Source organism: Haladaptatus litoreus, assembly GCF_900156425.1.
In the GTDB taxonomy this organism is placed as follows: Archaea; Halobacteriota; Halobacteria; order Halobacteriales; family Haladaptataceae; genus Haladaptatus; species Haladaptatus litoreus.
In genome coordinates, this window is sequence record NZ_FTNO01000002.1 from 30490 (window position 1) to 52244 (window position 21755).

23 protein-coding genes are annotated in these 21755 nt (G+C 60.2%); 13 read left to right on the plus strand and 10 right to left on the minus strand.

Annotated features, from left to right (window positions below):
* Positions 1-509: 509 nt before the first annotated feature.
* Positions 510-3647, plus strand: a complete 3138-nt coding sequence (gene carB / locus BW974_RS11190) for a carbamoyl-phosphate synthase large subunit (protein ID WP_076430379.1) — start codon at positions 510-512, stop codon at positions 3645-3647.
* Between the two features lie 23 nt (positions 3648-3670).
* Here carB and BW974_RS26475 read toward each other — a convergent pair whose 3' ends face one another.
* Together BW974_RS26475 and BW974_RS11195 are read right to left on the minus strand one after the other, a co-directional pair.
* Complete coding sequence (locus tag BW974_RS26475; protein WP_245800050.1) at positions 3671-3904, minus strand: hypothetical protein; 234 nt, start codon at positions 3902-3904, stop codon at positions 3671-3673.
* 48 nt (positions 3905-3952) lie between these two features.
* Positions 3953-4810 carry a hypothetical protein gene (locus BW974_RS11195; RefSeq protein ID WP_245800052.1) on the minus strand — a complete coding sequence of 286 codons (858 nt, stop codon included), beginning with the start codon at positions 4808-4810 and terminating at the stop codon, positions 3953-3955.
* 287 nt (positions 4811-5097) lie between these two features.
* Between BW974_RS11195 and BW974_RS11200 the strand changes: the two genes are divergently transcribed.
* Positions 5098-5826, plus strand: a complete 729-nt coding sequence (locus tag BW974_RS11200) for an SDR family oxidoreductase (RefSeq protein WP_076430380.1) — start codon at positions 5098-5100, stop codon at positions 5824-5826.
* Positions 5827-5844: 18 nt separating this feature from the next.
* Here the strand turns inward: BW974_RS11200 and BW974_RS11205 are convergent, their stop codons facing one another.
* Positions 5845-6930 carry a peptidoglycan recognition protein family protein gene (locus BW974_RS11205; RefSeq protein ID WP_076430381.1) on the minus strand — a complete coding sequence of 362 codons (1086 nt, stop codon included), beginning with the start codon at positions 6928-6930 and terminating at the stop codon, positions 5845-5847.
* A 136-nt stretch (positions 6931-7066) separates the two neighbouring features.
* Positions 7067-8137 (minus strand): glutamine-hydrolyzing carbamoyl-phosphate synthase small subunit, encoded by a 1071-nt coding sequence (gene carA / locus BW974_RS11210; protein ID WP_076430382.1) that lies wholly within the window; start codon positions 8135-8137, stop codon positions 7067-7069.
* Positions 8138-8239: 102 nt separating this feature from the next.
* On the opposite strand from carA, the gene BW974_RS11215 reads away from it, so the two are divergent.
* Positions 8240-8653, plus strand: coding sequence for an Lrp/AsnC family transcriptional regulator (locus BW974_RS11215; protein WP_076430383.1), 414 nt, complete (start codon positions 8240-8242; stop codon positions 8651-8653).
* Between the two features lie 127 nt (positions 8654-8780).
* A complete protein-coding gene (locus BW974_RS11220; protein WP_076430384.1) occupies positions 8781-9011 on the plus strand; it encodes a YgaP-like transmembrane domain in 231 nt (76 codons plus the stop codon).
* 8 nt (positions 9012-9019) lie between these two features.
* Here BW974_RS11220 and BW974_RS11225 read toward each other — a convergent pair whose 3' ends face one another.
* Positions 9020-9733, minus strand: a complete 714-nt coding sequence (locus BW974_RS11225; protein WP_076430385.1) for a PHP-associated domain-containing protein — start codon at positions 9731-9733, stop codon at positions 9020-9022.
* A 54-nt stretch (positions 9734-9787) separates the two neighbouring features.
* Between BW974_RS11225 and BW974_RS11230 the strand changes: the two genes are divergently transcribed.
* Positions 9788-10768, plus strand: coding sequence for a diacylglycerol/lipid kinase family protein (locus tag BW974_RS11230; protein ID WP_076430386.1), 981 nt, complete (start codon positions 9788-9790; stop codon positions 10766-10768).
* Between the two features lie 58 nt (positions 10769-10826).
* Here the strand turns inward: BW974_RS11230 and BW974_RS11235 are convergent, their stop codons facing one another.
* Complete coding sequence (locus tag BW974_RS11235) at positions 10827-11795, minus strand: formyltetrahydrofolate deformylase (protein WP_076430387.1); 969 nt, start codon at positions 11793-11795, stop codon at positions 10827-10829.
* A gap of 279 nt (positions 11796-12074) precedes the next feature.
* Between BW974_RS11235 and purS the strand changes: the two genes are divergently transcribed.
* The 3 genes from purS to BW974_RS11250 all read left to right on the plus strand — a co-directional run bounded on the left by purS (position 12075) and on the right by BW974_RS11250 (position 14194).
* Complete coding sequence (gene purS / locus BW974_RS11240) at positions 12075-12326, plus strand: phosphoribosylformylglycinamidine synthase subunit PurS (protein WP_076430388.1); 252 nt, start codon at positions 12075-12077, stop codon at positions 12324-12326.
* Positions 12323-13003: a phosphoribosylformylglycinamidine synthase I gene (purQ, locus tag BW974_RS11245; protein WP_076430389.1), complete on the plus strand. Its 681-nt coding sequence runs from the start codon at positions 12323-12325 to the stop codon at positions 13001-13003. The genes purS and purQ overlap by 4 nt, the downstream gene beginning before the upstream one ends.
* Before the next feature lie 96 nt (positions 13004-13099).
* The gene (locus tag BW974_RS11250) at positions 13100-14194 is read left to right on the plus strand and encodes a phosphotransferase family protein (protein ID WP_076430390.1); all 1095 of its coding nucleotides are present in this window, start codon (positions 13100-13102) and stop codon (positions 14192-14194) included.
* Positions 14195-14220: 26 nt separating this feature from the next.
* On the opposite strand, the gene BW974_RS11255 is transcribed toward BW974_RS11250, so the two are convergent.
* Positions 14221-15150, minus strand: coding sequence for a DMT family transporter (locus BW974_RS11255; RefSeq protein WP_076430391.1), 930 nt, complete (start codon positions 15148-15150; stop codon positions 14221-14223).
* Positions 15151-15243: 93 nt separating this feature from the next.
* A complete protein-coding gene (locus BW974_RS11260) occupies positions 15244-15744 on the minus strand; it encodes a CBS domain-containing protein (RefSeq protein WP_076430392.1) in 501 nt (166 codons plus the stop codon).
* Between the two features lie 752 nt (positions 15745-16496).
* Here BW974_RS11260 and BW974_RS11265 point away from each other — a divergent pair.
* Positions 16497-16838: a DUF7991 family protein gene (locus BW974_RS11265; protein ID WP_076430393.1), complete on the plus strand. Its 342-nt coding sequence runs from the start codon at positions 16497-16499 to the stop codon at positions 16836-16838.
* On the opposite strand, the gene BW974_RS11270 is transcribed toward BW974_RS11265, so the two are convergent.
* A complete protein-coding gene (locus BW974_RS11270) occupies positions 16800-17186 on the minus strand; it encodes a hypothetical protein (protein WP_076430394.1) in 387 nt (128 codons plus the stop codon). The genes BW974_RS11265 and BW974_RS11270 overlap by 39 nt on opposite strands.
* Positions 17187-17214: 28 nt before the next feature.
* Positions 17215-17829: a dTMP kinase gene (gene tmk, locus BW974_RS11275; protein WP_076430395.1), complete on the minus strand. Its 615-nt coding sequence runs from the start codon at positions 17827-17829 to the stop codon at positions 17215-17217.
* A 99-nt stretch (positions 17830-17928) separates the two neighbouring features.
* Between tmk and BW974_RS11280 the strand changes: the two genes are divergently transcribed.
* The 4 genes from BW974_RS11280 to cofC all read left to right on the plus strand — a co-directional run bounded on the left by BW974_RS11280 (position 17929) and on the right by cofC (position 21737).
* A complete protein-coding gene (locus tag BW974_RS11280) occupies positions 17929-18816 on the plus strand; it encodes a complex I NDUFA9 subunit family protein (protein WP_076430396.1) in 888 nt (295 codons plus the stop codon).
* Positions 18817-19092: 276 nt separating this feature from the next.
* Entirely contained in the window at positions 19093-20271 is a 1179-nt protein-coding gene (locus tag BW974_RS11285) for a tubulin/FtsZ family protein (RefSeq protein WP_076430397.1), read from the plus strand.
* The gene (locus tag BW974_RS11290; protein WP_084186259.1) at positions 20249-21046 is read left to right on the plus strand and encodes a hypothetical protein; all 798 of its coding nucleotides are present in this window, start codon (positions 20249-20251) and stop codon (positions 21044-21046) included. The genes BW974_RS11285 and BW974_RS11290 overlap by 23 nt, the downstream gene beginning before the upstream one ends.
* A 73-nt stretch (positions 21047-21119) precedes the next feature.
* Positions 21120-21737 (plus strand): 2-phospho-L-lactate guanylyltransferase, encoded by a 618-nt coding sequence (gene cofC / locus BW974_RS11295; RefSeq protein WP_076430399.1) that lies wholly within the window; start codon positions 21120-21122, stop codon positions 21735-21737.
* Positions 21738-21755 lie beyond the last annotated feature (18 nt).

Genomic DNA, 21755 nt, shown 5'->3' on the forward strand with positions numbered 1-21755 from the left:
CTCGCTCCTTCCAGTCGCTCACTCTTCGCTTCGCCCGTTGCCTCCAAGTCGCCGGAGGCCGGGCGCGCCTGCGCGCCCGACCAAGTCTAATTCGGTCAATCGCTTTCCGGAAATTCCGATACACGACGGCATGCCAATCAGTCACTTGGCGGGCCGAGGGCAATCGCCCTCGGCCCGCCCGCTGTACCTGGTGGCAACGGGCGAACGCGGGAAGAGCGAGTGGCAAAGCCACGAGCGACTGACCGCGTGAGGGCGTGACCTGGAGTCGTGACTTCCGCGGTCGTCACTCCACCAAAATCAACATCACGGTCGTGTAAGCGGAGCTTGGAACCAGCATTTACAGCCGTCATAGTTTCGTCTTCAGTCGCTACAACCATTTCACCCCTGTTCATAGAAACCCATCACCCAAACAGAATGTTTCCCAGTTCCGAAATTCGAAATTCGGTTTCGTTACTCGTAATGATTCGTGGCGTTTATTACGATGTACGAACTTTACCCCGATAACAGCCATGAGTGAGGACACCGAGGACAGGACGATTTTGCTCATCGGAAGCGGCCCGATTCAAATCGGGCAGGCCGCCGAGTTCGACTACTCCGGCGCACAGGCCTGCCGCGCGCTACAGGAAGAGGGCGCACGGGTCGTTCTCGTCAACTCCAATCCGGCGACCATCATGACCGACCCGGAGATGGCCGACGAGGTGTACATCGAACCCATCACCACGGAAGCCATCGCCGAAATCATCAGAAAGGAACGCCCTGACGGCGTCATCGCCGGACTCGGCGGACAGACGGGACTGAACGTCACCGCGGAACTCAGCGAGGAGGGCGTGCTGGACGAGTACGACGTGGAAATCATGGGCACGCCGCTCGACACCATCTACGCGACGGAAGACCGCGACCTGTTCCGCCAACGGATGCAGGAACTCGACCAACCGATGCCGTACTCGACGACCATCGCGCTCGACGAGGACGAGTCGGTCAGCGATTTGGACGAGGAGGCCATCGGTCAACGCGTCGAGGACGCCGTCGAAACCGTCGGCGGTCTTCCGGTCATCTCGCGTACGACCTACACCCTCGGTGGGTCAGGGTCGGGCGTCGTTCACGAGATGGACGAGCTGAAAGAGCGCGTCCGCAAGGGTCTGCGCCTCTCGCGCAACAGCGAAGTGCTCATCACGGAGTCCATCGCGGGATGGGTCGAACTGGAGTACGAGGTGATGCGTGACGCCGACGATTCGTGTATCATCATCTGCAACATGGAAAACCTCGACCCGATGGGCATCCACACCGGGGAATCGACGGTCGTCACGCCCTCGCAGGTCATCCCCGACGACGGCCACCAAGAGATGCGTGATGCGGCCCTCGAAGTCATCCGCGATTTGGGGATTCAGGGCGGCTGTAACATCCAGTTCGCGTGGCGCGACGACGGCACCCCCGGCGGCGAATACCGCGTCGTAGAAGTGAACCCGCGCGTGTCGCGTTCCTCCGCACTGGCGTCGAAAGCGACGGGATACCCGATTGCTCGTGTCACGGCGAAAGTCGCGCTCGGCAAGCGCCTCCACGAAATCGAGAACGAGATTACGGGTGAGACGACTGCGGCGTTCGAACCCGCAATCGACTACGTGGTGACGAAGGTGCCGCGCTGGCCCAAGGACAAGTTCGATGACGTGGATTTCGAACTCAGCACCGCGATGAAATCCACGGGCGAGGCGATGGCAATCGGCAGAACGTTCGAAGAAAGCCTGCTGAAAGCCCTCCGCAGTTCCGAGTACGAACCGAACGTGGAGTGGAAAGAGGTCGGCGACGACGAACTCGAAACTGACTACCTCGAAGCGCCGACGCCCGACCGCCCCTACGCGATGTTCGAGGCGTTCGAGCGCGGCTACACCGCCGAACAGGTCGCGGAACTCACCGGAATCGAACACTGGTACGTCGAACGCTACGAGCGCATCGCTGACGCCGCCGAGGCCGCCGAGGAAGGGAACTTCGACTCCGCCGCGGAAAAAGGGTTCACGAATCAGGAGGTCGCAGGCATGGCGGGCGCGGATGTCGGAACCGTCGAAACATCGGCCCCGGAACGCTCGTTCAAACAGGTGGATACCTGCGCGGGCGAGTTCGCGGCATCGACGCCATACTACTACTCCGCGCGCTCGGCCCTTGAAACGAACTTCTCGGGGCGCGACGAACTCCAAGTGAACACCGACGTAGAAAGCGTCGTCGTGGTCGGCGGCGGCCCGATTCGCATCGGACAGGGTGTCGAGTTCGACTACTGTTCGGTTCACGCGGTACGTGCATTGCGCGAGATGGGCATCGAAGCCCACGTCGTGAACAACAATCCCGAAACCGTCTCGACGGACTACGACACCTCCGACGGCCTGTTCTTCGAACCGATTACCGCCGAAGAAGTCGCCGACGTCATCGAGGCGACGAACGCCGACGGCGTGATGGTACAGTTCGGCGGCCAGACCTCGGTTGACATCGGCCACCCGCTCGAAACGGAAATCGAACGCAGAGGACTCGATTGTACGGTTCTCGGAACCACGGTCGATGCGATGGACTTAGCGGAAGACCGCGACCGCTTCAATCGCCTGATGGACGATTTGGGGATTGCACAGCCAACCGGCGGGAGCGCGACCAGCGAGGAGGAAGCCCTCGAACTCGCGCACGAAATCGGCTATCCCGTCCTCGTGCGCCCGTCCTACGTCCTCGGTGGCCGCGCGATGGATGTCGTTTACGATGACGAGGAACTGAAAGAGTACATCGAGGAGGCGGTTCGCGTCTCGCCGGACAAGCCGATTCTCGTGGACGAGTTCCTCGCGAACGCGGTCGAACTGGACGTGGACGCCGTGAGCGACGGCGAGGACATCGTCATCGGTGGCATCATGGAACACGTCGAAAGCGCCGGGGTTCACTCGGGCGACTCCGCCTGCATGATTCCACCGCGCTCGCTGGACGACGAGACGCTGGCCCGCGTGCGCGAAGTGACTGAAGATATCGCCCGTGCCCTCGACACAGTTGGGCTGATGAACGTCCAGTTGGCCGTTCAGAATGGTGAAGTCTACGTCCTCGAAGCCAACCCGCGCTCCTCGCGCACGGTTCCGTTCGTCTCGAAGGCGACGGGCGTGCCAATCGCCAAACTCGCCGCGAAGGTGATGGCCGGGGAGACGTTGTCCGAACTCGACGCCACGGAACAGATTCCGGAGCAGACGAGCGTGAAAGAGGTCGTGCTTCCGTTCGACCGTCTGTCCGGTTCCGACCCGCGCCTCGGCCCGGAGATGAAATCGACGGGCGAGGTGATGGGCACCGCCGATTCGTTCGGCAGAGCCTACGAGAAGGCACAATCCGCGGCGTACAACGCGCTTCCCGAAGAAGGAACCGCGGTCGTGGAACTCGACGTTGACGGCTTCGGCGACTACTACGAACTCGGCGAGTTCGAGAACACCGCCGAGGCGGTTCGCGCCGGAAACATCGACCTGCTGGTGACCGACGACCGCGAGGCCCTCGAAATGGCCGTCGAGGAGGACGTTCCGTACTTCACGACCGTCGCGGGCGCGAAGGCTGCAGTTGAGGCGCTTGGTACCCGCGATGAGTCGTTGTGCGTGCAGTCCGTCGGCGACAGGCCGAAGGTCGCGCGTCAGTGGGGACGCTAAGCGGTCACATCACGGCAAAGGAGCTACTCCAACCAGAACATCCCCTTCGACCACAGGTTTCGGGCTGAACCGCCGTCTGCGAACTGTCCTTTCACTTCGTTTTCACAGATGTTCCGGCGACCCATCGAGGAGTCCCAGTAGTCCATCGACGCCGCGCTCGACGGTTGGAAGCCGACGAAGTTCTCGCGGGTGTCGTCTCCGGCGTTGATCTTCAACTGCCATTGGTTGTACTCGTTGTACGCCGACGATTCGTCCACGACTTCGACGTTCGGTTGCGAGTACGACCACGTAATGCCCGCCGTGACCTATGCGGTCATCCATCCGGCGCTCACGCTAAGCGAGTACGCAGTCGTTGACGACCCGCCCTGCGTTCCGTAGGGATTCCATTGGCCGTAGTCCACGTCGGTGTTGCCCATCTGGCTTTTGTTCCACCGGTTGAATACGCGACCCCAGTTGTTCGTGTAGCCGCTTCCAAACGCCTGATGTCCCGGTTCGAATCCCGCGGGAGAGTGGAACGAGTGAACGTCGCCCTCCGTACTGTCGAGGTTGTCGCGGAACCAGTAAAACGTAGACCCGACCACGCCGTAGGGGTCTTCCGCGTATTCGAGTTTGTCGGAGTACACCTGCTCCATGTTCTCCGTACCGGACACCGTCCCGCCGGCCATCGTGGTGACCTGTTGTTCGGAGGCGGCAACCGCGTGGGAGAGTTCCGCAACCCGGCCGCCAAAGCGGTCGTGAATCAGGGCTTCGGCCCGCCCGGACTCCGTTTCCGGTTCGGTCGCATCTTCGCCCGCAATCCCGGTGTACGACCGGGCGGTTCCGTTGGCGTCGATGGCGTACGCATACGCCACCACCTCGCCGGATTTTGAGCGATGTTCGCTCCCCGGAACAGCCTCTGGGGAGTGGCCGTTTTTCCGCTCGAAATCGCGAACTGCACGCGCTCTAACCTGTCGTCGGTGCTCCTCGGAAATCGCCGCGCCGCGCCCTCCTTTCGCCGTGTAGGTGGTGCTTCCTCGCGGTGCGCTCGTGCTCGAAGTCGCGTCGTCCGCACTGCCGAAACCTGTCCCCGCGATGAGGCTCGCCAACCCGACTGCGCCGGATTTGAGGAGCGTTCGTCTATCGGTTCGCTTGCTGTTTCGTTTCGCTTGTGGACTTTCTTTCATTGTCCCATATTCAGAATATTTTTGCAGGTTTAAATAATTAATTGAGGTTGTAGTAAATGAGAATTTAGACGGAGCCGACGCTGGCGCAGGAATGCCCACGCTCTATTTGAATCAGATGACGACTGCTCGTCAGAACAGTCTGACAAACGGGAAACGACACCATTCCGACGAACCGGTTATTTGGGATACAGTTATACTGACAGACCGCACCGTAGCGCTACTCGTTTCCGGTGTCGGATGGCGACGGCCACGAGTACTTTGTCCGTTCCACGCGAAGGACAGGGGACATGAGTTCCGAGATTCAGCGCGTTCTCGTCGCAGGTGCCAGCGGCGGAACGGGGCGCGAGATACTGCAACGGCTTCGAGACACCGATTTGACCGTCAGGGCGATGACGCACTCGCCCGACAAGGAACACGAACTATCGAATCAGGGCGCGGACGAAGTCATCGTCGGCGACCTCCTCGACCCGGCAGACGCCTCCCGCGCAGTCGCCGACTGCGACATGGTGCTCTGTGCGGTCGGGTCGAAACCCAGCCCCCGCGTCGTTTTCGGTGGGGAACTGGTTGATGGAGCGGGCGTCGAAAACCTCGTCCACGCGGCCGTTGCGGCCGACGTAGACCACTTCGTGTTCGAGAGCGCAATCGGCGTCGGCGACTCCCGAGAAAAGATGCCAGCGCCGTTTCGGGCACTGCTCTGGAACAATTTGAACCAGAAAAATCACGCAGAGGCAGTGCTTCGCACGTCTCCGCTGACCTACACTATCATCCGACCGGGAGGCCTGACGAACGCCCCTGCAACCGAGGACGTGCTGGTCGGCGAAGGCGGCGAAACCGTCTCCGGACGAATCCCGCGCGCCGACGTCGCCCGGTTGATGGTCGCCGCGCCGTTCACTCCGGAAGTCGAAAACCGAACCTTCGAAGTGGTCAGTCGGGATGGTCTTCGCGGAACTGCTCGCGGACTCGTCGAACTGGACTGGCGAGTTCCGGGCGAAGAAGCGATAGAAATCGAAGAATAAGTGGGTCGTCCAGCGATTTTAGCCCACGATGTACTCCCACGTCACTGGGCCGACGACACCGTCAACCGAAATCCCGCTCGCGCTCTGGAAGGATTCGACCGCGTCTTGCGTTCCCGGCCCGAAGATGCCATCGACCGCGATGCTGTAGCCGTGCTTGTTGGCGAGGTTGTCCTGCACGGCGCGGACGGCCTGACTCTCATCCCCGTTGCTGACCGTCACGACGAGTTCGTCCCACGTGTTCGGGCCGACGACGCCGTCCACAGTGAGGCCGCGGTCGGACTGGAACTGTTCAATGTTCGTCTGGACTTCCGACCCGTAGATGCCGTCGTGGTACTGAATCGGATAGCCGTTCGCTTCGAGCAAGTACTGTACGGTGTATACGTCGCGCGCCGTGTCGCCGTTTGAGTAAATCGGCCAGCCTGACGTGCCACCACTGCCACCGTCGTCGCCATCGCCGGGGTCGCCGATGACTTCGCCGCCGACCAAGTTCATGAAGTGCTCCCAGTCGAACGTGTCGCCGGGGTCTACTTTGCCGTCGGTGGTGCCGGTGCAGGTCGTGTTCGGAATCTGATGATGACCGATGACGCCACCCTCGCCGTCGTAGGTGTTGCACGGTGCGAGTTCGTCGGTCGGGTGCTGTTTTGGAATGCCGTACTTGTCACAGACGTGCGCGACTGCTTCGGCGGTCTGCTCGTAGATGTTGTCGTTGAAGTTCGTGACGTTCGCCGAGCCTTCGAGTTCGAAGTTGATTCCGGTGTCGTTGTACGACCCATCGCCGCCGTTCGTCCACGCAACGTCCGAGACTTCGACCATCTGCATGATTTGACCGGGTTCGTTGCCGGTGACGAAGTGGGAACTGACGTTCGAATCGGGGTTCTCGAACCAACTGTAGCCCGCCTCGTAACTCCCCTCGATGGTGTGAATGACGACCCAGCGAACGTCCGAGGCGGTTCGATTCGCGCTGGAATAGTTGCTGTAGTGGGCAGGCCGCCACACGTCGGTGACGCTCTCGTATGCGGATGCGGTGGATGCGGAACCGACGATTGCTCCGGCACCGATTGCGCCGGACGCGAGTTTCATGAATTTTCTTCTGGATTTCTCCATGCCTTCATATTACGATTCGAAGTAAAGAATTTTTCTAGACCGGGTAAAAAATTCTTTTGGGTATGAATGTTGTTCAGAACAAAATGTCGAGTCGTGGAAATCGACGGTAGCCGGTTGCTCGCCGACTAATCGGAAATTAGTCGGCGAGCACGAGTCGCTTTCGGGGTGCCATCGAAAGAACGTCGTCGAAGAAGCCGAGGGTGTCGTTCGGGCCGGGGTTCGCTTCGGGGTGGTACTGGCGTGTGATGACGGACAGGTCGTCGCTTTCCAATCCTTCCGGCGTGTCGTCGTTGACGTTGATTTGCGTCACATCGAGTTCGCCGGGGTCGGCGACGGTGTAGCCGTGGTTCTGCGTCGTCATCACGACCTGATTCGATTCCAAGTCGAGAACCGGTTGGTTGACGCCGCGGTGGCCGAAGTCCATCTTTTCGGTGGTTCCACCGAGCGCGCGGGCGATGATTTGCTGGCCGAGACAGATGCCCGCGAGCGGGAGTTCGCCGACGTAGGTTTCGACCAGTTCCTGGGCCGCTTCGAAGTTCGCAGGGTCGCCCGGACCGTTCGAGACGAACAGTACATCGGGGTCAACCGCTTCGACATCGTCTTCGGTCGCGTCGTGGGGCAGGACGTGAACGTCCGCGCCGCGTTCGACCAGCGCGTCGATGATGCTTCCTTTCGCGCCGCAGTCGACCAGCGCGACGGTTTTGTCGTCGCCAACGTCCTCGCCGAGATAGGTTTCTCGCTCGTGGACGCTGACCTGCGCGCCGATGTTTTCGTGGTCGCTCATGCCCGGACAGCGTTCGAGTTCCGCGAGCGCGTCCTCGGGCGTGGCGTTCTCGCCGACCGCGATACCGCATTTCATCGCGCCCTCCTCTCGGATTCCGCCGACGAGGTCGCGCGTGTCGAGGTGGTCGACCGCCGGAACGCCCTCGGCTTCGAGCCATTCCACCACGTCCTCGGTCAGTTCGCGCGCGACGACGGCGCGCGGGTGGACTCGGTCACTCTCGAAGCGTTCCTCTCGGACGCCGTAGTTTCCGATGAGCGGATACGAGAACGTCAAGACCTGTTCTTCGTAGGACGGGTCTGTGAGGCTCTCTTCGTATCCCGTGTATGCAGTTGTGAAAACCAGTTCTCCGCAAGCCGTACCCGGAACGCGACCACGGGCTTCCACCACATGGCCGTTTTCCAGCGCGACATAAGCACCCGGCATTACGAGATTCATATGGAACAAGGGCTAATAAACCTTGCTTTCGAAGCATTGTTACGATATTCGTAATCATCAAGTAGCAGGCCCGGCTAGGTGCAAATCTCTATGGACGCACTCGACCGACAGATACTGAATCTCCTCCGGCGAGACGCCCGCACACCGTACACAGAGATAGCAGAGGCGGTCGGAACCTCCGAAGGAACGGTTCGAAATCGAGTCGAGCGGATGACCGAAAACGACGTTATCGAGCGATTCACCGTTACGACCCACACCGGTAACGTCAAGGCAATGATAGAAATCGGCGTGGACGTGGCCGTCGATACCACGCGGATGTCCGACCGCCTCGCGGAGTGGGAACAGGTGGACTTCGTCTGGCAGGTCAGCGGCGAGGACGACATCGTCCTCATCGTGGACGCCGCCGACACACAGGGCGTGAATCAACTCATCACTCGCGCGCGTGAGCTGGAAGAAGTTGTTAGTACGAAGACTCGGTTGATTTTAGACGAGCGACTCGGATGAGGACAAATCGTCCGAATCCGAAAGCTACTGAGATGAGTCGAAGGTTGATTTTAGACGAACGGCTTGGATGAAGAGCCACCTCCCCGCACCCCCAACTATATACATCAGATAATCACAACGTCAAACCATGCAGTTCGAAAACAACGTCGGGGGAATCGACCGCATCATCAGAGGCGTCTCCGGAATCTGGCTCATCGCGGTGGCCATCTCCGCGCTGCTCGATGACCGACGCACGACTGCCGCGATAGCCGCAATCGCGGGGGCCGGATTACTGCGCAATGCACAGTCCCAACACTGCGGCGGGAACGCACTGCTCGGAATCGACACGACCACGTCGGAGTCGCGTTCGCTGGAATAAGCCGCGATTCAGTCGTCGGCTTTCTCCGCCTGCGGCGGGTCGCCCACGCCCGGCGATTCGTCTTTCGGGCGATGGAGATTTTCTTTGCCCTCGTGGATTTTCCGGTACAGTCGCCGCACACCTCTGTCGAACGTGTCGCGTCGAACCGCGGGTTCGACGCGGCCATCCTGAATCGCCTCCACGACGCTTCCGGGCGTGAGCACGTCTGCGTCCACGCGCGTGTAGGCCCGCCCGACTTCGACCGGATAGTGGGCGTCACTGCCGCCGACTAGTGGAAGACCGTTGCGCTCCGCGAGAGTCGTCACCCACTCCTCGGTTCGGGGATGCTTACCGTTCACTTCGATTGCGTCGTAGTCGGCGTCAACCTCGCGCACCGTGCTGTTTCGGTACGGGTGGGCGACGATGGCCGCACAGCCTCGTTCGTGGGCCATTTCGACCACCTCGTGCGGCGTCAGCGTTCCCGGTTCGGTTCTCGTCGGAGGGTCAGGGCCGATGACGAGGATGTGACCCTTCGTCGTCGAAATCTCGATGCCCGGAATGGTTTCGACCGCAAGCCCCCCAAAGGGGCGGTAGTAGTCGTGGTTCGTCAGCGCCACGCCGTCCAAGCCGCGATAGCGCGCGGCCAGCGTGAGAAGTCTGACGCCGATAGGGTCGAACAGTTCCGCGGCCCGTTCGTGGCCGTGGAAGAATCGTGTATGGGCGTGAAGGTCGATTGCGAACACGTCTGTAAATACGCCGCCGATAGACCTTTGGTTTTTCCGCCGAAATTTTATCACATGGATGCCGACGAGGCCGGAACTGCGGGTGACCTCGCGGCGACGGACGACATGGAGTACGAGCGTGTCGTCGTGTTGAACCCCGTCAGTGGCAACGGCGACCACGCCGAGCAAGTCCGCGAACTCGCTGCAGAGCACAGCTTTACGATTCTCGAAACCCGCGAGGAAGGCGATGCCATCGAGTTCGCAGAGCAGGCCGCCGAAAACGGGGCGTCGATGGTCGCTGCAGCGGGCGGCGACGGAACGCTGAACGAAGTCGTCCGCGGACTCGTCTCGGCGGACGCGCTGGATTCGGTGACGTTCGGCGTGATTCCCGCCGGAACCGGCAACAACTTCGCCGGAAACATCGGCGTGACGAGCATCGAACATGCCTTTGAGGTGCTCGAACGCGGCGAACGGAGACGAATCGACCTCGGAACGGCGAACGACCGAGATTTCATAAACTCCTGCGTCGGCGGCCTTACTGCCGACGCGAGCGTCGAAACCGACTCCGAGCAGAAAGAACGCCTCGGAATCCTCGCCTACGTCGTGAACACGCTTCAGTTGATGGCCGATTTCGACGGCGTTCCGCTGACGGTCAAAGCCTCCTCGGAAGGCGAAGTCTCGTGGTCGGGCGACGCCGTCTTCGTCCTCGTCGGAAACGGACGACGATTTCCGGCGAAGGGGCGCACACAGGCCAACATGGAAGACGGCCTGCTCAACGTCACAATCATCGAGGAGATGCCCGCCCCGAACCTCGTTGGGGAAGCCCTCCTCCAACGCCTGTTCGACGCAGAATCGGACAATGTAACACACCTCCACGCGCCGACGGTGGACATCGACATCCACCGCGACCAACCCGTTCAGTTCAGCCTCGACGGCGAGATGGGCGAGTGGGACGACCTGACGCTCGGCGTGATGCCACGCGCGTTGGAACTTCCGGTCGGTTCGGCATACGAACCGGTTCCGGGCGACCAAACGAACGACGGAAGTGGGTTTTAGGACGACTGTGTCGTTTCTGTTGGCGAATCGAATTTTGACTCGCTAACTCACCGGTTTGCTAATCGTCCGACTCGGCGACGGAATCCGCGACCAAATCGCCGACAGTGTCACCATCTACCGGCCCATCAGGAGTTACTTCATCGAGTTCCGTCGGCATACCGAGGCTGTACGATTCCTCGGAATCGCCGAGTTCCGTGCGTCCGCGTCGAATCGACACGTCGTCGTTGAGGTGCAGACGCACTGCTTCGAGCAGTGCGTCCGCTTCGAGGGGTTGGCCGCGTTCGCGCATCTCCTCGACGGTTGCGTCGTCGGGAACGTTGAAGACGCGCTGGGTCACGATTGGGCCTTGGTCTAAATCGGTCGTCACGTAGTGAGCCGTGACGCCAGCCACGCGGACGCCCGCCTCCTTCGCCTGCCGGTAGGCTTTCGCGCCGGGGAAGGCGGGGAGCAGGCTTGGGTGGATGTTGATGATGCGACCTTCGTACCGGAAGACGACTTCCGGACTGAGGATTCGCATGAATCGCGCGAGGGCGAGCAGGTCGATGTCGTAGTCGTCCAGTACGGAGAGCAGTTGCTCCTCGTCGTGGCTCCCGTTTTCGTCGCCAACGTCGTGGAAAGGGATACCGTGTCGTTCGGCGACCGATTCGAGGTCGTCGTGATTACCGATGACGACGCCGATTTCGGCGTCTAATTCGCTGCGGGCGGAGAGCAGTCGTTGGAGACAGTGCGATTCCTTCGTGACGAGGACGGCGACCTGCCGGGTGTCTCGCTCCGAGGGAAATCGCACCCGAACGTCTACGCTCAAATCGTCGCCGAGAGCGGAGAGGTCGCGCCGAAGTCGATGCTCGTCCACCGTCATCTCGCTCGTTTCGACGAGCATCGTCATCCGGAAGATGCCGTCGCGAACCGCTTGGTCGACGTCCTCGATGTTGATGTCGCGCTCGAAGAGGAGGGTCGTCACGCGGGCGACGAGTCCGGTGTCGTCGTTGCCGACGACGGTAATCTCGGTCAGTTCGCGGGAACTCATCGTCTCACCTGCTGAATACGGGGCACAGCCATGGAATGCGTGTAAGCACTGGAGGGGACAAAAACGTTGCCGACCGTGCAACATTTTCACAATCGGTTGCAGAAGTTGGAGAGCACCTGAACGAGGGCGAGGAGAGGTGAACAATCCGGTAGGGACTGCCAACCGACGTATCCGCGATTTGCAGACGTATCCGAAACACACTGTGGGTCAAGATACACAAACGTGTACAACAAAATCGTTCCAAAAGAGTTTTTGAACATAGACGCGCAGTTTCAGGTGATGACTGCTTACACCGCGACGGTGACGGTTCGCTTGAAACGGGGCGTCCTCGACCCCGAAGCGGAAACTACCCGGCAAGCACTGGGACGACTCGGTTTCGAACTGGAATCGCTCCGTTCGGCAGACCAGTTCGAAATCGACCTCGACGCGGAATCCGCGTCCACCGCCGAGGAACGCGCTGAAGAGATGGCCGAACGCCTGCTCGCCAATCCGACCATTCACGACTACACGGTGGCAATCGAGGAACGATGACGGTCGCTATCGTCCAGTTCGGCGGGAGCAACTGCGACCGAGACGCGAAGCGCGCGCTCTCCCACCTCGACATCGACGCCGAACTCGTCTGGCACGAGGACGGCCTCCCTACTGACGTGAGCGGCGTGATGCTCCCCGGCGGGTTCTCCTACGGCGACTACCTCCGCGCGGGTGCAATCGCCGCGAACTCCCCGATTGTAGCCGAAGTGCGCGAAGCCGCAGCGTCCGGCGTTCCCGTCCTCGGCGTCTGCAACGGCGCACAAATCGGCTGTGAGTCGGGATTGACTCCCGGCGCGTTCACGACCAATCGAAGCGCGCGCTTCCAGTGCGAACACGTCTACCTACGCGTCGAAAACGCCGACACGCCGTGGACTTCTGCCTACGAGGAAGGTGAGGTCATCGAGGTGCCGATTGCCCATGGCGAAGGCCGATTCGAAATCACGGACGAGCAGTACGACGAACTCGATACTGACGACCGAGTGCTGTTCCGATACTGCGACGAAAACGGCGTCGTGAGCGACGAGACGAACCCGAACGGGTCGAAAGGAAACGTCGCTGGAATTATCGGCGACTCCGAAACCGTCGCGGTCATGATGCCGCATCCGGAGCGAGCAACGCTTCCGGATATTGGCGGCACGGACGGCGAAGGCGTGCTGTACGGGTTTGCGACACCCTGATTTCTCCTCGAACTCCGACTACACCGAACCGAATTCGAGTTCGATTTACTGTTTACTCACCGAGGTTTTATAGAAGGCAACAGTTTTTGTCAATTTATGACTACATGCGGAGCGAATATCGATTTCGCCACTCTCGAATCATATCTTTCGGCGGAGCTGGTCGAAGTCGTGACCGGAAGCGAGGTGCTTCGAGATGGACTCAACCTCAGTCTTGCAATTTCGACCGAGAGAGACACGAAAGCGTACGTCCTCCGACGCCCGAACATGTTGCGGCACACGAGCTACATCAACGAGTTGGAACAGGAGTACGAGGTGATGCAACAACTTCGAGAGACGACAATGCGAACGCCAGCGCCGGTTTTGTTTTGCGACGACGAGTCGGTTCTCGGTGATTCGTTTTTCGTCATGACGCATCTCGACGGGGAAGCGGTTCCGCTCGGTTCCGACCTCCCCGAGCGATTTCGAAATGCGAAATCACGCGAGAGGCTGGCGAACAACCTGATAGACACGCTCGCCGAACTGCACTCGCTGGCTGTCGAACCGTTCGAAGGAGTCTGTGAACGGAAAACGCCGCGAGAACTCGTCGCTCGCGTTACCAAACAATTCGATGAGGCAACGAGTGTGACGGGCCATGAACCACCTGAACTTCAGTTCGTCGCAAAGTGGCTCCGACGAAACGCCCCATCGAAGGCGGAGACGACCCTCGTCCACGGGGATTTCAGGCCCGGAAACGTGCTGTTCGCGGAAACGGACCATCCGGAGATAGTCGGCGTCCTCGACTGGGAGACCGCAACGCTCGGCGAGCCACGAACCGACCTCGGATACCTTCTGCTTCGGTGGCGAGATAGAGACGACCCGACGCCGTCGCTCGACGAACTCGAAGCACGGTATTCGAACGAAGACGCGATAGAGCAACTACGAGAACGGAACGAAAACGGGATTTCGCCGTTTACGGCGAAATCCGGCAGTCCCAGCCGACGGGAGTTAGTCGCGCGCTACGAGGACGAGACGGGCATCCAGTTCGAGAACGAACGCTTCTACAGAGCGCACGCCGCTTTTTCACTCGCAGTAGTTTGGGAAGATTTTCACCGAGAGCAGATAGAGGCCGGTGAGGAATCCGACTGGGAACCGCATATCGACTATATGCTGATGATTGCGGAGAGCATCGCACGCGGGGAATTTCCGCTGTAGACTTTCGGACTTCTTCGTTGATGCTCTCACCGACCCGACGAGAACACGCCGGTAATCCGCGGGAGTTCCCGGGAAATCGCGCGGCGCTTCAGTAGACAGAATCCCGCGAAGATGACGAGAAAGCCGAGCGCGGTAATCGGTGTGATGGTCTCGTCGAGGAAGAAAAATCCGGAGATTGCCGCGAAAATCGGCGCGACGTAGGAGACGAGGTTGATTTCGATTGGGCCGAGTCGCTCCAGCAGGTCGAAGTACACCAGAAATCCAATCGCGCTGGCGGCAATCGAGAGGTAGACCAGTGCGAGGATTGCCTCTGGCGTCCACCGAACCATGGTGAATGATTCGCTCGGGCGGGCGATACTGATTCCGTGCATCATGAGCGCGCCGAGTACCATCGACCACGCTTCCATCGTCTCGATGGGGAGGTCGGCGTCGATTCGCCGCGAGAGGACGCTTCCGAGGGCGAACGACAGGGCCGCCAACAGGACGAGGATTTTACCGACGAAATCGTCCGCGAGCAGGTCGTTCGGATTCGGTTGGCTCAGTATCGCAACGCCGACGAGTCCGAGGAGGAGCCCAGCGATTCCGGACGGTTCGAGTCGCTCGCTGGGAAGGAACACGCGCGCGAAACCGGTCGTCAGAACTGGGGAAAGGCTGACGATAATCGCGGCGACGGCGCTCGTCGTCTCCAGTTCACCGACGAAGAGGAAGGCGTGATAGCCCGCAATCATTAGCGCGCCGCCGACGAAGACGAGTTTCCATTCGCCGGAGGTGCGCGGAAGCCATCGGTCGGTCGCGTAGATGGCGTAGGCGAGCATCAGCACGCCCGCCACGTCGTAGCGGATAGCCGCGAACAGGACAGGCGGGAAGTACTCCAGACCGACCTTGATGGCCATGAACGCAGAGCCCCAAACTGCGGCGAGAAGAACGAATAGCACTGCATTTCTGTACCGGGTCACTGTACGACATCTCTTTCCTGCCGGGGAGTAGCTTTCGAAAACCCCCGTTCAGTGCCGGGTTCGGTAGACTATATCGGGGGGCGTCTTTCGGTGTCAGTTTGTGGCACGACGCTGGTCACGAATCGCCCGAATCACGTCCTGCCGCGCGATGATTCCGACGAGAACGTCGTTTTCGAGCACCGGCAGTCGATTGATGTCCGACTCGGCATCGGCCAACAGGTCGAGGATGTGGTCTAACTCGTCGTCCGGCGTGACCGTCACCACGTTCTCGGTCATGATTTCGCTGATTGGCTTTCGCGCGTTCTTCACGAGTCCGAGACTGGTGTCGAGACCGTCCCACGAGAGGTCGAATCCGTATTCGATGCTTTCGAGAAACGGCGGCAGGCCAATCGGAATCCACAACGTTCGGTCGCTCGGTTGAAAGATGTGAACGAGGTCGTGTTGGGTGACGATTCCGACCAGTTTTCCATCCTCCGCGACCGGAAAGCCGTTGAACTCCGCGCGGGCGAGACGGGTCAACACCTCGCTAATTTCGTCGTCCGGGGCGACCGTTTCCACTTCGGTCGTCATGAGGTCGCGGGCAGTGATTGCCATACTGGATGGAAGGGAGTATTCCGGCGTAAACCTTGTTGCGACGTGAAAGATTCGTTTTGAGAAAAGTCAGAAGAGAGAAACGAGATTTCGGAGGGTCAGAAGAGAGAAACTGGATTGCGCTGATTCCAAATCACGTCTGTAGGTCACGCCCTTCCTGCAATACAATCGCTTGTAACGATGAAACAACCACAGAGGTCACGGCGATACGCCACGCCCTCGCTCGTCATTCGCTCCTTGCAGTCGCTCACTCCTCGCTCGCCCGTTGCCTCCAAGGCCGCCGAGGGCCGGGCGCGTTCGCGCGCCCGGCCAACCCAAATTCGTCGGCCGTTTTTCCCGGAAACTCGTCCTGTCGAGTTACGGTGGAAAGTCGCGAAATCTCTTGAGGGCCGAGGGCAGTCGCCCTCGGCCCTTTGCGGTTCCTGGTGTCTCGAAATCGCAGAGCGATTTCGATGTCCTGAAAAATCAGAGATTTTTCGGATGTGACGAACGCGGAGCGTTCGTAACCAGCAGGGAAGAACTCGTTTCTTCCTGTGGCAACGGGCGAACGCAGGAAGAGCGAGTGGCTTTGCCACGAGCGACTGACTGGGTGAGGGCATGGTTTGAGGTCGTGATTTGCAACCGTTTCGTTTCCACAAACAATGCTGTTGAAACGAAAGCGTACCGTCCTCCGTACAGTAACAACCTTGACAATCGAGAAACCAACCTTGGACGATATCCGGTACGCAAAAGAGCACTGACATCCTATTGCCGATATGGTTTCGGCCGCCACGGCGCTCGGTTTCCTCGTCATCATCATCATCAACACCGTCATCACAGCGGTTGTCATCCGCTTTTTCCGCCTTCGTCTCTCGACGAAGTGGGGGGCGGTGGTGTACTCCCTCTTGCTGGTTCCCCTCGTCTACGTCGCCACGACGCTCCTGTTGAGCGGCGCAGTCGGACTCGGGGGGAGCGGCCTGCAAGACACGAATACGGCCCTCATCCTCATCTGGGTGCTTCCGTTCACGCTCGGCCTGTCCATCGACCTGTTCTGGATGCCTCCGCCCGAGGAAATCGACCTACCGAAGGAGTCGCGCGAACAACAACAGAGTCGCTGACGGCGCGACTGCCAGCCACCCTATTCCTGCGAACACCGCAAATCCTTCCCAGAGATAAACCGAACCGATGGGGCCAGCCACGATTGTCATCAGCACAGTTCCGACGACGGCGCGGAACCACGGCGCTGGCGACCCTTGCAGAACCAGCAGGGCATCGACGACATCGAAGAGGAGCAGAAAGGCGACGAGTGTCCGGAGGCGGACGCGGAGTCGCGTCGATTTGTCTGGCTCCTTCGGGCGCTCGAAAACGGGCACGATGAGTCGAACCCGGTCGGGGAACGTCACCGGTGGAAGGCGCATCGGGGGAAGCGTGAAGCTGAATCCCGAATCGTCGTCCCGGTCTGCCATGGTCGCTATACGACCCCGGGGCTGAAAACTACTCGTCCGAGTGGAGGCCCGATTCGTCCGCGTTGTTCGTGACACGCTCGATAGTGGAGACGACGCTGTCGATGACCGCTTCCGGCGACTGCGTGGCGTCCACGCGAACGAATCGACCGGGTTCCGCGTCCATCAGGCGTTCGTAGTTCGACTGGACTTGCGCGAGGAAACCGGCCTGTTCGAACTTGTTCGTCGCGCCGCTTCGCGCCGCGCCGGTTTCGGGGTCAACGTCGAGATAGATGGTGCAGTCCGGCGGGCGCGTCCACGGTTTGTGGACGCCGATGATGTACTCCATGGGTCGGGTGACGTGGCCCTCCAACGCGACTGCTTGGTAGGCGTAGCGGGAGTCCGAATATCGGTCGGAGATGACGAGTTCGTCCTCTGCGAGCGCGGGACGAATCGTGTTCGAGAGGTGGGCCGCGTGGTCTGCGGTGTACAAGAACAGTTCGGCGATAGAATCCGCGTCGTCGTCCTCGATAGAGCGATTGACGGCTTCACCGTACCACGAGTTCGTCGGTTCGCGGGTGAACACCGCGTCGGAAAATTCCTCGTGGAGAACCTCCCAGACGGTCGTTTTGCCGCTTCCGTCCAGTCCCTCCAGCGTTATCAGCATAGGAGGACGTTCGGGTTGGTGGGTAAAACGTTGCAGGTTTCGTAGCAGACGGATTTCGTGGCAGATAGGCTTACCTACAATCGCGTACATATCTGGAGTATGAATGTTCTCGTGACCGGTGGTACCGGATTCATCGGACGGAATCTCATCCGCGAACTACACGACCGAGGCCACGAGGTGACCGCACTCGCGCGAAGTCCGGACGAGGCGAATTTTCCGGACGGCGTCAACCGAGCGATGGGCGACGTCACCGCGCTCGCGTCCATCGAGAGCGCGTTCGAGAATCAGGACGCGGTCGTCAATCTCGTCGCGCTCTCGCCTCTGTTCAAGCCCCCACGAGGGGTGACGCACATGAGCGTCCACCTTGGGGGAACCCAGAACATCGTGCAGGCCGCCGAGAAACACGGCGTCGAAAAAATCGTGCAGATGAGCGCGTTGGGTGCAGACCCGACCGGGCCGACGGAGTACATTCGAGCGAAAGGGCAAGCGGAAGAACTAGTGAAAAGTTCCGACCTCCGATGGACGATTTTCCGGCCGTCGATCGTGTTCGGCGACGAAAGCGAGTTTCTCTCGTTTACGAAAAAACTCACGCCGCCGTATCTCGCGCCGCTTCCCGGTGGCGGAAAGACGCGTTTCCAACCGATTTGGATAGGCGACTTTGCCCCGATGCTGGCCGACGGGTTGGACGAGTCGCACGACGGCGAACTCTACGAAATCGGCGGGCCGGAGGTGTTGACGCTGGCGGAGGTAGCGAAACTCGTCCGTCGGGCGGAAGGCCAACCCGTGACGGTCGTTTCAGTTCCGATGGCACTCGCGGGAGTCGGACTGAAAATCGGCGGGACGATTCCGGGCGTGCCGATGGGTGGCGACCAGTACCGGTCGTTACAGTTCGACAACACGGTTCGGGAAAACGATGTGACGGCGTTCGGTGTGGAGTCCAGTTCGCTGACGACACTGGCAGAGTATCTCGGCGTGAAAACGAAATGAAACGACGCTGATTTGAACGCGGGTGAGGCGCGCGCATTCATGATAGACGGGCATCATTTTTGCACATATCCACACTTAATAACCCCGGAGTGATGGACATATCCAGACTTAAAGAGGGGATGTCTGCATACTGTCTATTAGATTACCAAAGATCTGATAAAATACCGCCTCAAGGCGTTTACTGCTGGGACTCTCTTATAAGTAAGACACCAAACACCACAAGGTTTATACGGTATTTGGTTCTGGTGTTCTCTCAACGGAGAACGGTACCGAAAAATGAAACTCGCGATGATCGGATTCGGTCAGGCAGGCGGAAAAATCGTTGACAAGTTCCTGGAATACGACCAGCGAACACAGAGCGGCATCGTGCGCGCCGCCGTCGCGGTCAACACCGCCCGCGCTGACCTCATGGGCCTACAGCACGTTCCGGAGGAAAACCGGGTGCTCATCGGACAGTCCCGCGTCAAAGGTCACGGCGTGGGTGCGGACAACGAACTCGGCGCGGAAATCGCCGAAGAGGACATCGACGAAGTGCAGGGAGCTATCGACAACATCCCTGTTCACGAGGTCGATGCCTTCCTCATCATCGCCGGAATGGGCGGCGGTTCAGGAAGCGGCGGCGCACCAGTCATCGCAAAACACCTGAAACGCATCTACACCGAACCCGTCTACGGACTCGGCATCCTCCCCGGCGGCGACGAGGGTGGCATCTACACCCTCAACGCGGCGCGCTCGTTCCAGACGTTCGTCCGTGAAGTGGACAACCTGATGGTGTTCGACAACGACTCGTGGCGCCAGTCGGGCGAGAGCGTCCAGAGCGGCTACTCCGAAATCAACGAGGAAATCGTCACGCGATTCGGCATCCTCTTCGGAGCAGGTGAAATCGGTGGCGGCGACGACGTTGCAGAGAGCGTCGTTGACTCCAGCGAAATCATCAACACGCTCGCCGGTGGCGGCGTCTCGACAATCGGCTACGCCGCCGAGGAAGTCGAGATGCAGAACTCCGGCGGTCTGCTGTCCCGATTCACCGGAAACGGCGGCGGTGGGACGGGTGAGGACACCGCACACACGACGAATCGAATCACCAACCTCGTGCGGAAGGCGGCGCTCGGCCGCCTGACGCTCCCGTGTGAGATTCAGGGAACCGAACGCGCACTGCTCGTCATGAGCGGTCCCTCGGAGCATCTGAACCGCAAAGGGATAGAGCGCGGGCGGAAATGGCTGGAGGAGCAGACCGGCAGTATGGAAGTTCGCGGTGGCGACTACCCCGTCAAGGAACCCAACGTGGCCAGCGTCGTCCTCCTCTCGGGAGTGACGAACGTGCCACGAATCAAGGAACTCCAACAGGTCGCCATCGAGGCACAGGACAACATAGACGACATTCGACAGGAGAGCGAGACGAATCTCGAAAGTCTCGTCGAGGATGATGAGGATGAACTCGACCCGCTGTTCTAAGCTGACAGCACTCCTCCTCGTCGTCACGCTGGCACTTTCGGCAGTCGCCCCTGCCGCGGCGATTTCGACCGACGCACAGGGTGTGCCGGACGACGCGAAAGTGGGAGACGAAGTGAGCGCGGAACTGACGCTGACCGACCTCTACAGCGATTACGAGGAATGGACGCTCAACGGTGAAACCGAACTCACGGACGTCACGTGGACGGTGACGACCTACGACCAAGCCGGAAATCAGAAGGCAAAGGAGTCCTACGACGGCCAGTCGTTCAACCACTCGCTCGCGCTCGACAGTGACGCGAGCGAGGCCGTAGTGAAGGTGTCCGGCACCGTGCCCGAAATCGAGAACTTCACCTACGACCCACAACAGGAGTTCGCGTTCGCCACGCTGAGCCAGACCCGAGATGGCGGCAACAGCGACGAAATCCAGACGTGGAGCGCGAACCACCACACGGAGGACAGTTCGAAAGCGCGAACCGCAATCGCTGACGCGGAGGATGCAATCGACAGCGCACCGGGCGGTGCAGACACGAGTGACGCGGAAAACCGCGTCGAAAACGCAATCTCCGCCTACGAAGCGGGCAACTTCGGTAACGCCGTTGACATCGCCGGGCAAGCGGAAGAAAGCGCCAACTCGGCGTCCGAAGACGCCAACGCGTCGGCACAGACGAACAAACTGCTGCTGTACGGCGGCATCGCCGTCGTCGGCCTTGTCGTCATCGGCGGCGCTGGGTTCTGGTACCGTTCCCAGCAGACGAACACGAACCGACTGCGGTAACGTTACTGACTTTTCGATTTTCCGCGACGCTGTTTTCGCAACCCCTTAACACGACAACCGAGTAGATGCGGCCATGCAGGTGGTGGTGCCGTTCTCGGCGACCGACCCGAAGACGCGATTGGCCGACGTCCTCGCGCCCGACGAACGCCGGGAGTTTTCGCTGGCGATGCTCGAAGATGTGTTATCTGCGATTCGTGCGACAGGGCGGGAACCACGGGTACTCACCACCAGTTCAATCGACGTTGATGCACCCCAGACAGTCGATTCCAGACCGCTGACGCCCGCCGTGAACGACGTGCTGGCAGAGCAGAAAGACACCGCAATCGTGATGGCCGACCTCGCGCTGGCGACACCCGACACGCTGGAACGACTCTTTTCCACCCCAGACGACGTGGTGCTTGCGCCGGGTCGCGGCGGCGGGACGAACGCGCTCGTCTCTCGCCACCCCGACTTTCGGGTGGATTATCACGGAACCTCCTACCTCGACCATCTCCGAATCGCGGGCGATGTGAGGGCCTCAGTTACCGAAGTGGATTCACACCGACTGGCGACCGACGTGGACGAATCGAGCGACCTCGCGGAGGTGCTGATACATAGCGACGGGTCGGCGTGCCAGTGGCTTCGAGAGGCTGGCTTTTCGCTTTCGGTGACCGAAGGCAGGGTGGAAGCGAGTCGAGACGGAAAAGGATAGTAGGAAATCCGTAAGCCG

Bases quoted from the DNA above. Each gene is read 5' to 3' on its own strand.
- carB (WP_076430379.1), top strand. From the start codon at position 510: ATGAGTGAGGACACCGAGGACAGGACGATTTTGCTCATCGGAAGCGGC.
- BW974_RS11195 (WP_245800052.1), bottom strand. From the start codon at position 4,810: ATGAAAGAAAGTCCACAAGCGAAACGAAACAGCAAGCGAACCGATAGA.
- BW974_RS11200 (WP_076430380.1), top strand. From the start codon at position 5,098: ATGAGTTCCGAGATTCAGCGCGTTCTCGTCGCAGGTGCCAGCGGCGGA.
- BW974_RS11205 (WP_076430381.1), bottom strand. From the start codon at position 6,930: ATGGAGAAATCCAGAAGAAAATTCATGAAACTCGCGTCCGGCGCAATC.
- carA (WP_076430382.1), bottom strand. From the start codon at position 8,137: ATGCCGGGTGCTTATGTCGCGCTGGAAAACGGCCATGTGGTGGAAGCC.
- BW974_RS11215 (WP_076430383.1), top strand. From the start codon at position 8,240: ATGGACGCACTCGACCGACAGATACTGAATCTCCTCCGGCGAGACGCC.
- BW974_RS11220 (WP_076430384.1), top strand. From the start codon at position 8,781: ATGCAGTTCGAAAACAACGTCGGGGGAATCGACCGCATCATCAGAGGC.
- BW974_RS11230 (WP_076430386.1), top strand. From the start codon at position 9,788: ATGGATGCCGACGAGGCCGGAACTGCGGGTGACCTCGCGGCGACGGAC.
- BW974_RS11235 (WP_076430387.1), bottom strand. From the start codon at position 11,795: ATGAGTTCCCGCGAACTGACCGAGATTACCGTCGTCGGCAACGACGAC.
- purS (WP_076430388.1), top strand. From the start codon at position 12,075: ATGACTGCTTACACCGCGACGGTGACGGTTCGCTTGAAACGGGGCGTC.
- purQ (WP_076430389.1), top strand. From the start codon at position 12,323: ATGACGGTCGCTATCGTCCAGTTCGGCGGGAGCAACTGCGACCGAGAC.
- BW974_RS11250 (WP_076430390.1), top strand. From the start codon at position 13,100: ATGACTACATGCGGAGCGAATATCGATTTCGCCACTCTCGAATCATAT.
- BW974_RS11260 (WP_076430392.1), bottom strand. From the start codon at position 15,744: ATGGCAATCACTGCCCGCGACCTCATGACGACCGAAGTGGAAACGGTC.
- BW974_RS11265 (WP_076430393.1), top strand. From the start codon at position 16,497: ATGGTTTCGGCCGCCACGGCGCTCGGTTTCCTCGTCATCATCATCATC.
- BW974_RS11270 (WP_076430394.1), bottom strand. From the start codon at position 17,186: ATGGCAGACCGGGACGACGATTCGGGATTCAGCTTCACGCTTCCCCCG.
- tmk (WP_076430395.1), bottom strand. From the start codon at position 17,829: ATGCTGATAACGCTGGAGGGACTGGACGGAAGCGGCAAAACGACCGTC.
- BW974_RS11280 (WP_076430396.1), top strand. From the start codon at position 17,929: ATGAATGTTCTCGTGACCGGTGGTACCGGATTCATCGGACGGAATCTC.
- BW974_RS11285 (WP_076430397.1), top strand. From the start codon at position 19,093: ATGAAACTCGCGATGATCGGATTCGGTCAGGCAGGCGGAAAAATCGTT.
- BW974_RS11290 (WP_084186259.1), top strand. From the start codon at position 20,249: ATGAACTCGACCCGCTGTTCTAAGCTGACAGCACTCCTCCTCGTCGTC.
- cofC (WP_076430399.1), top strand. From the start codon at position 21,120: ATGCAGGTGGTGGTGCCGTTCTCGGCGACCGACCCGAAGACGCGATTG.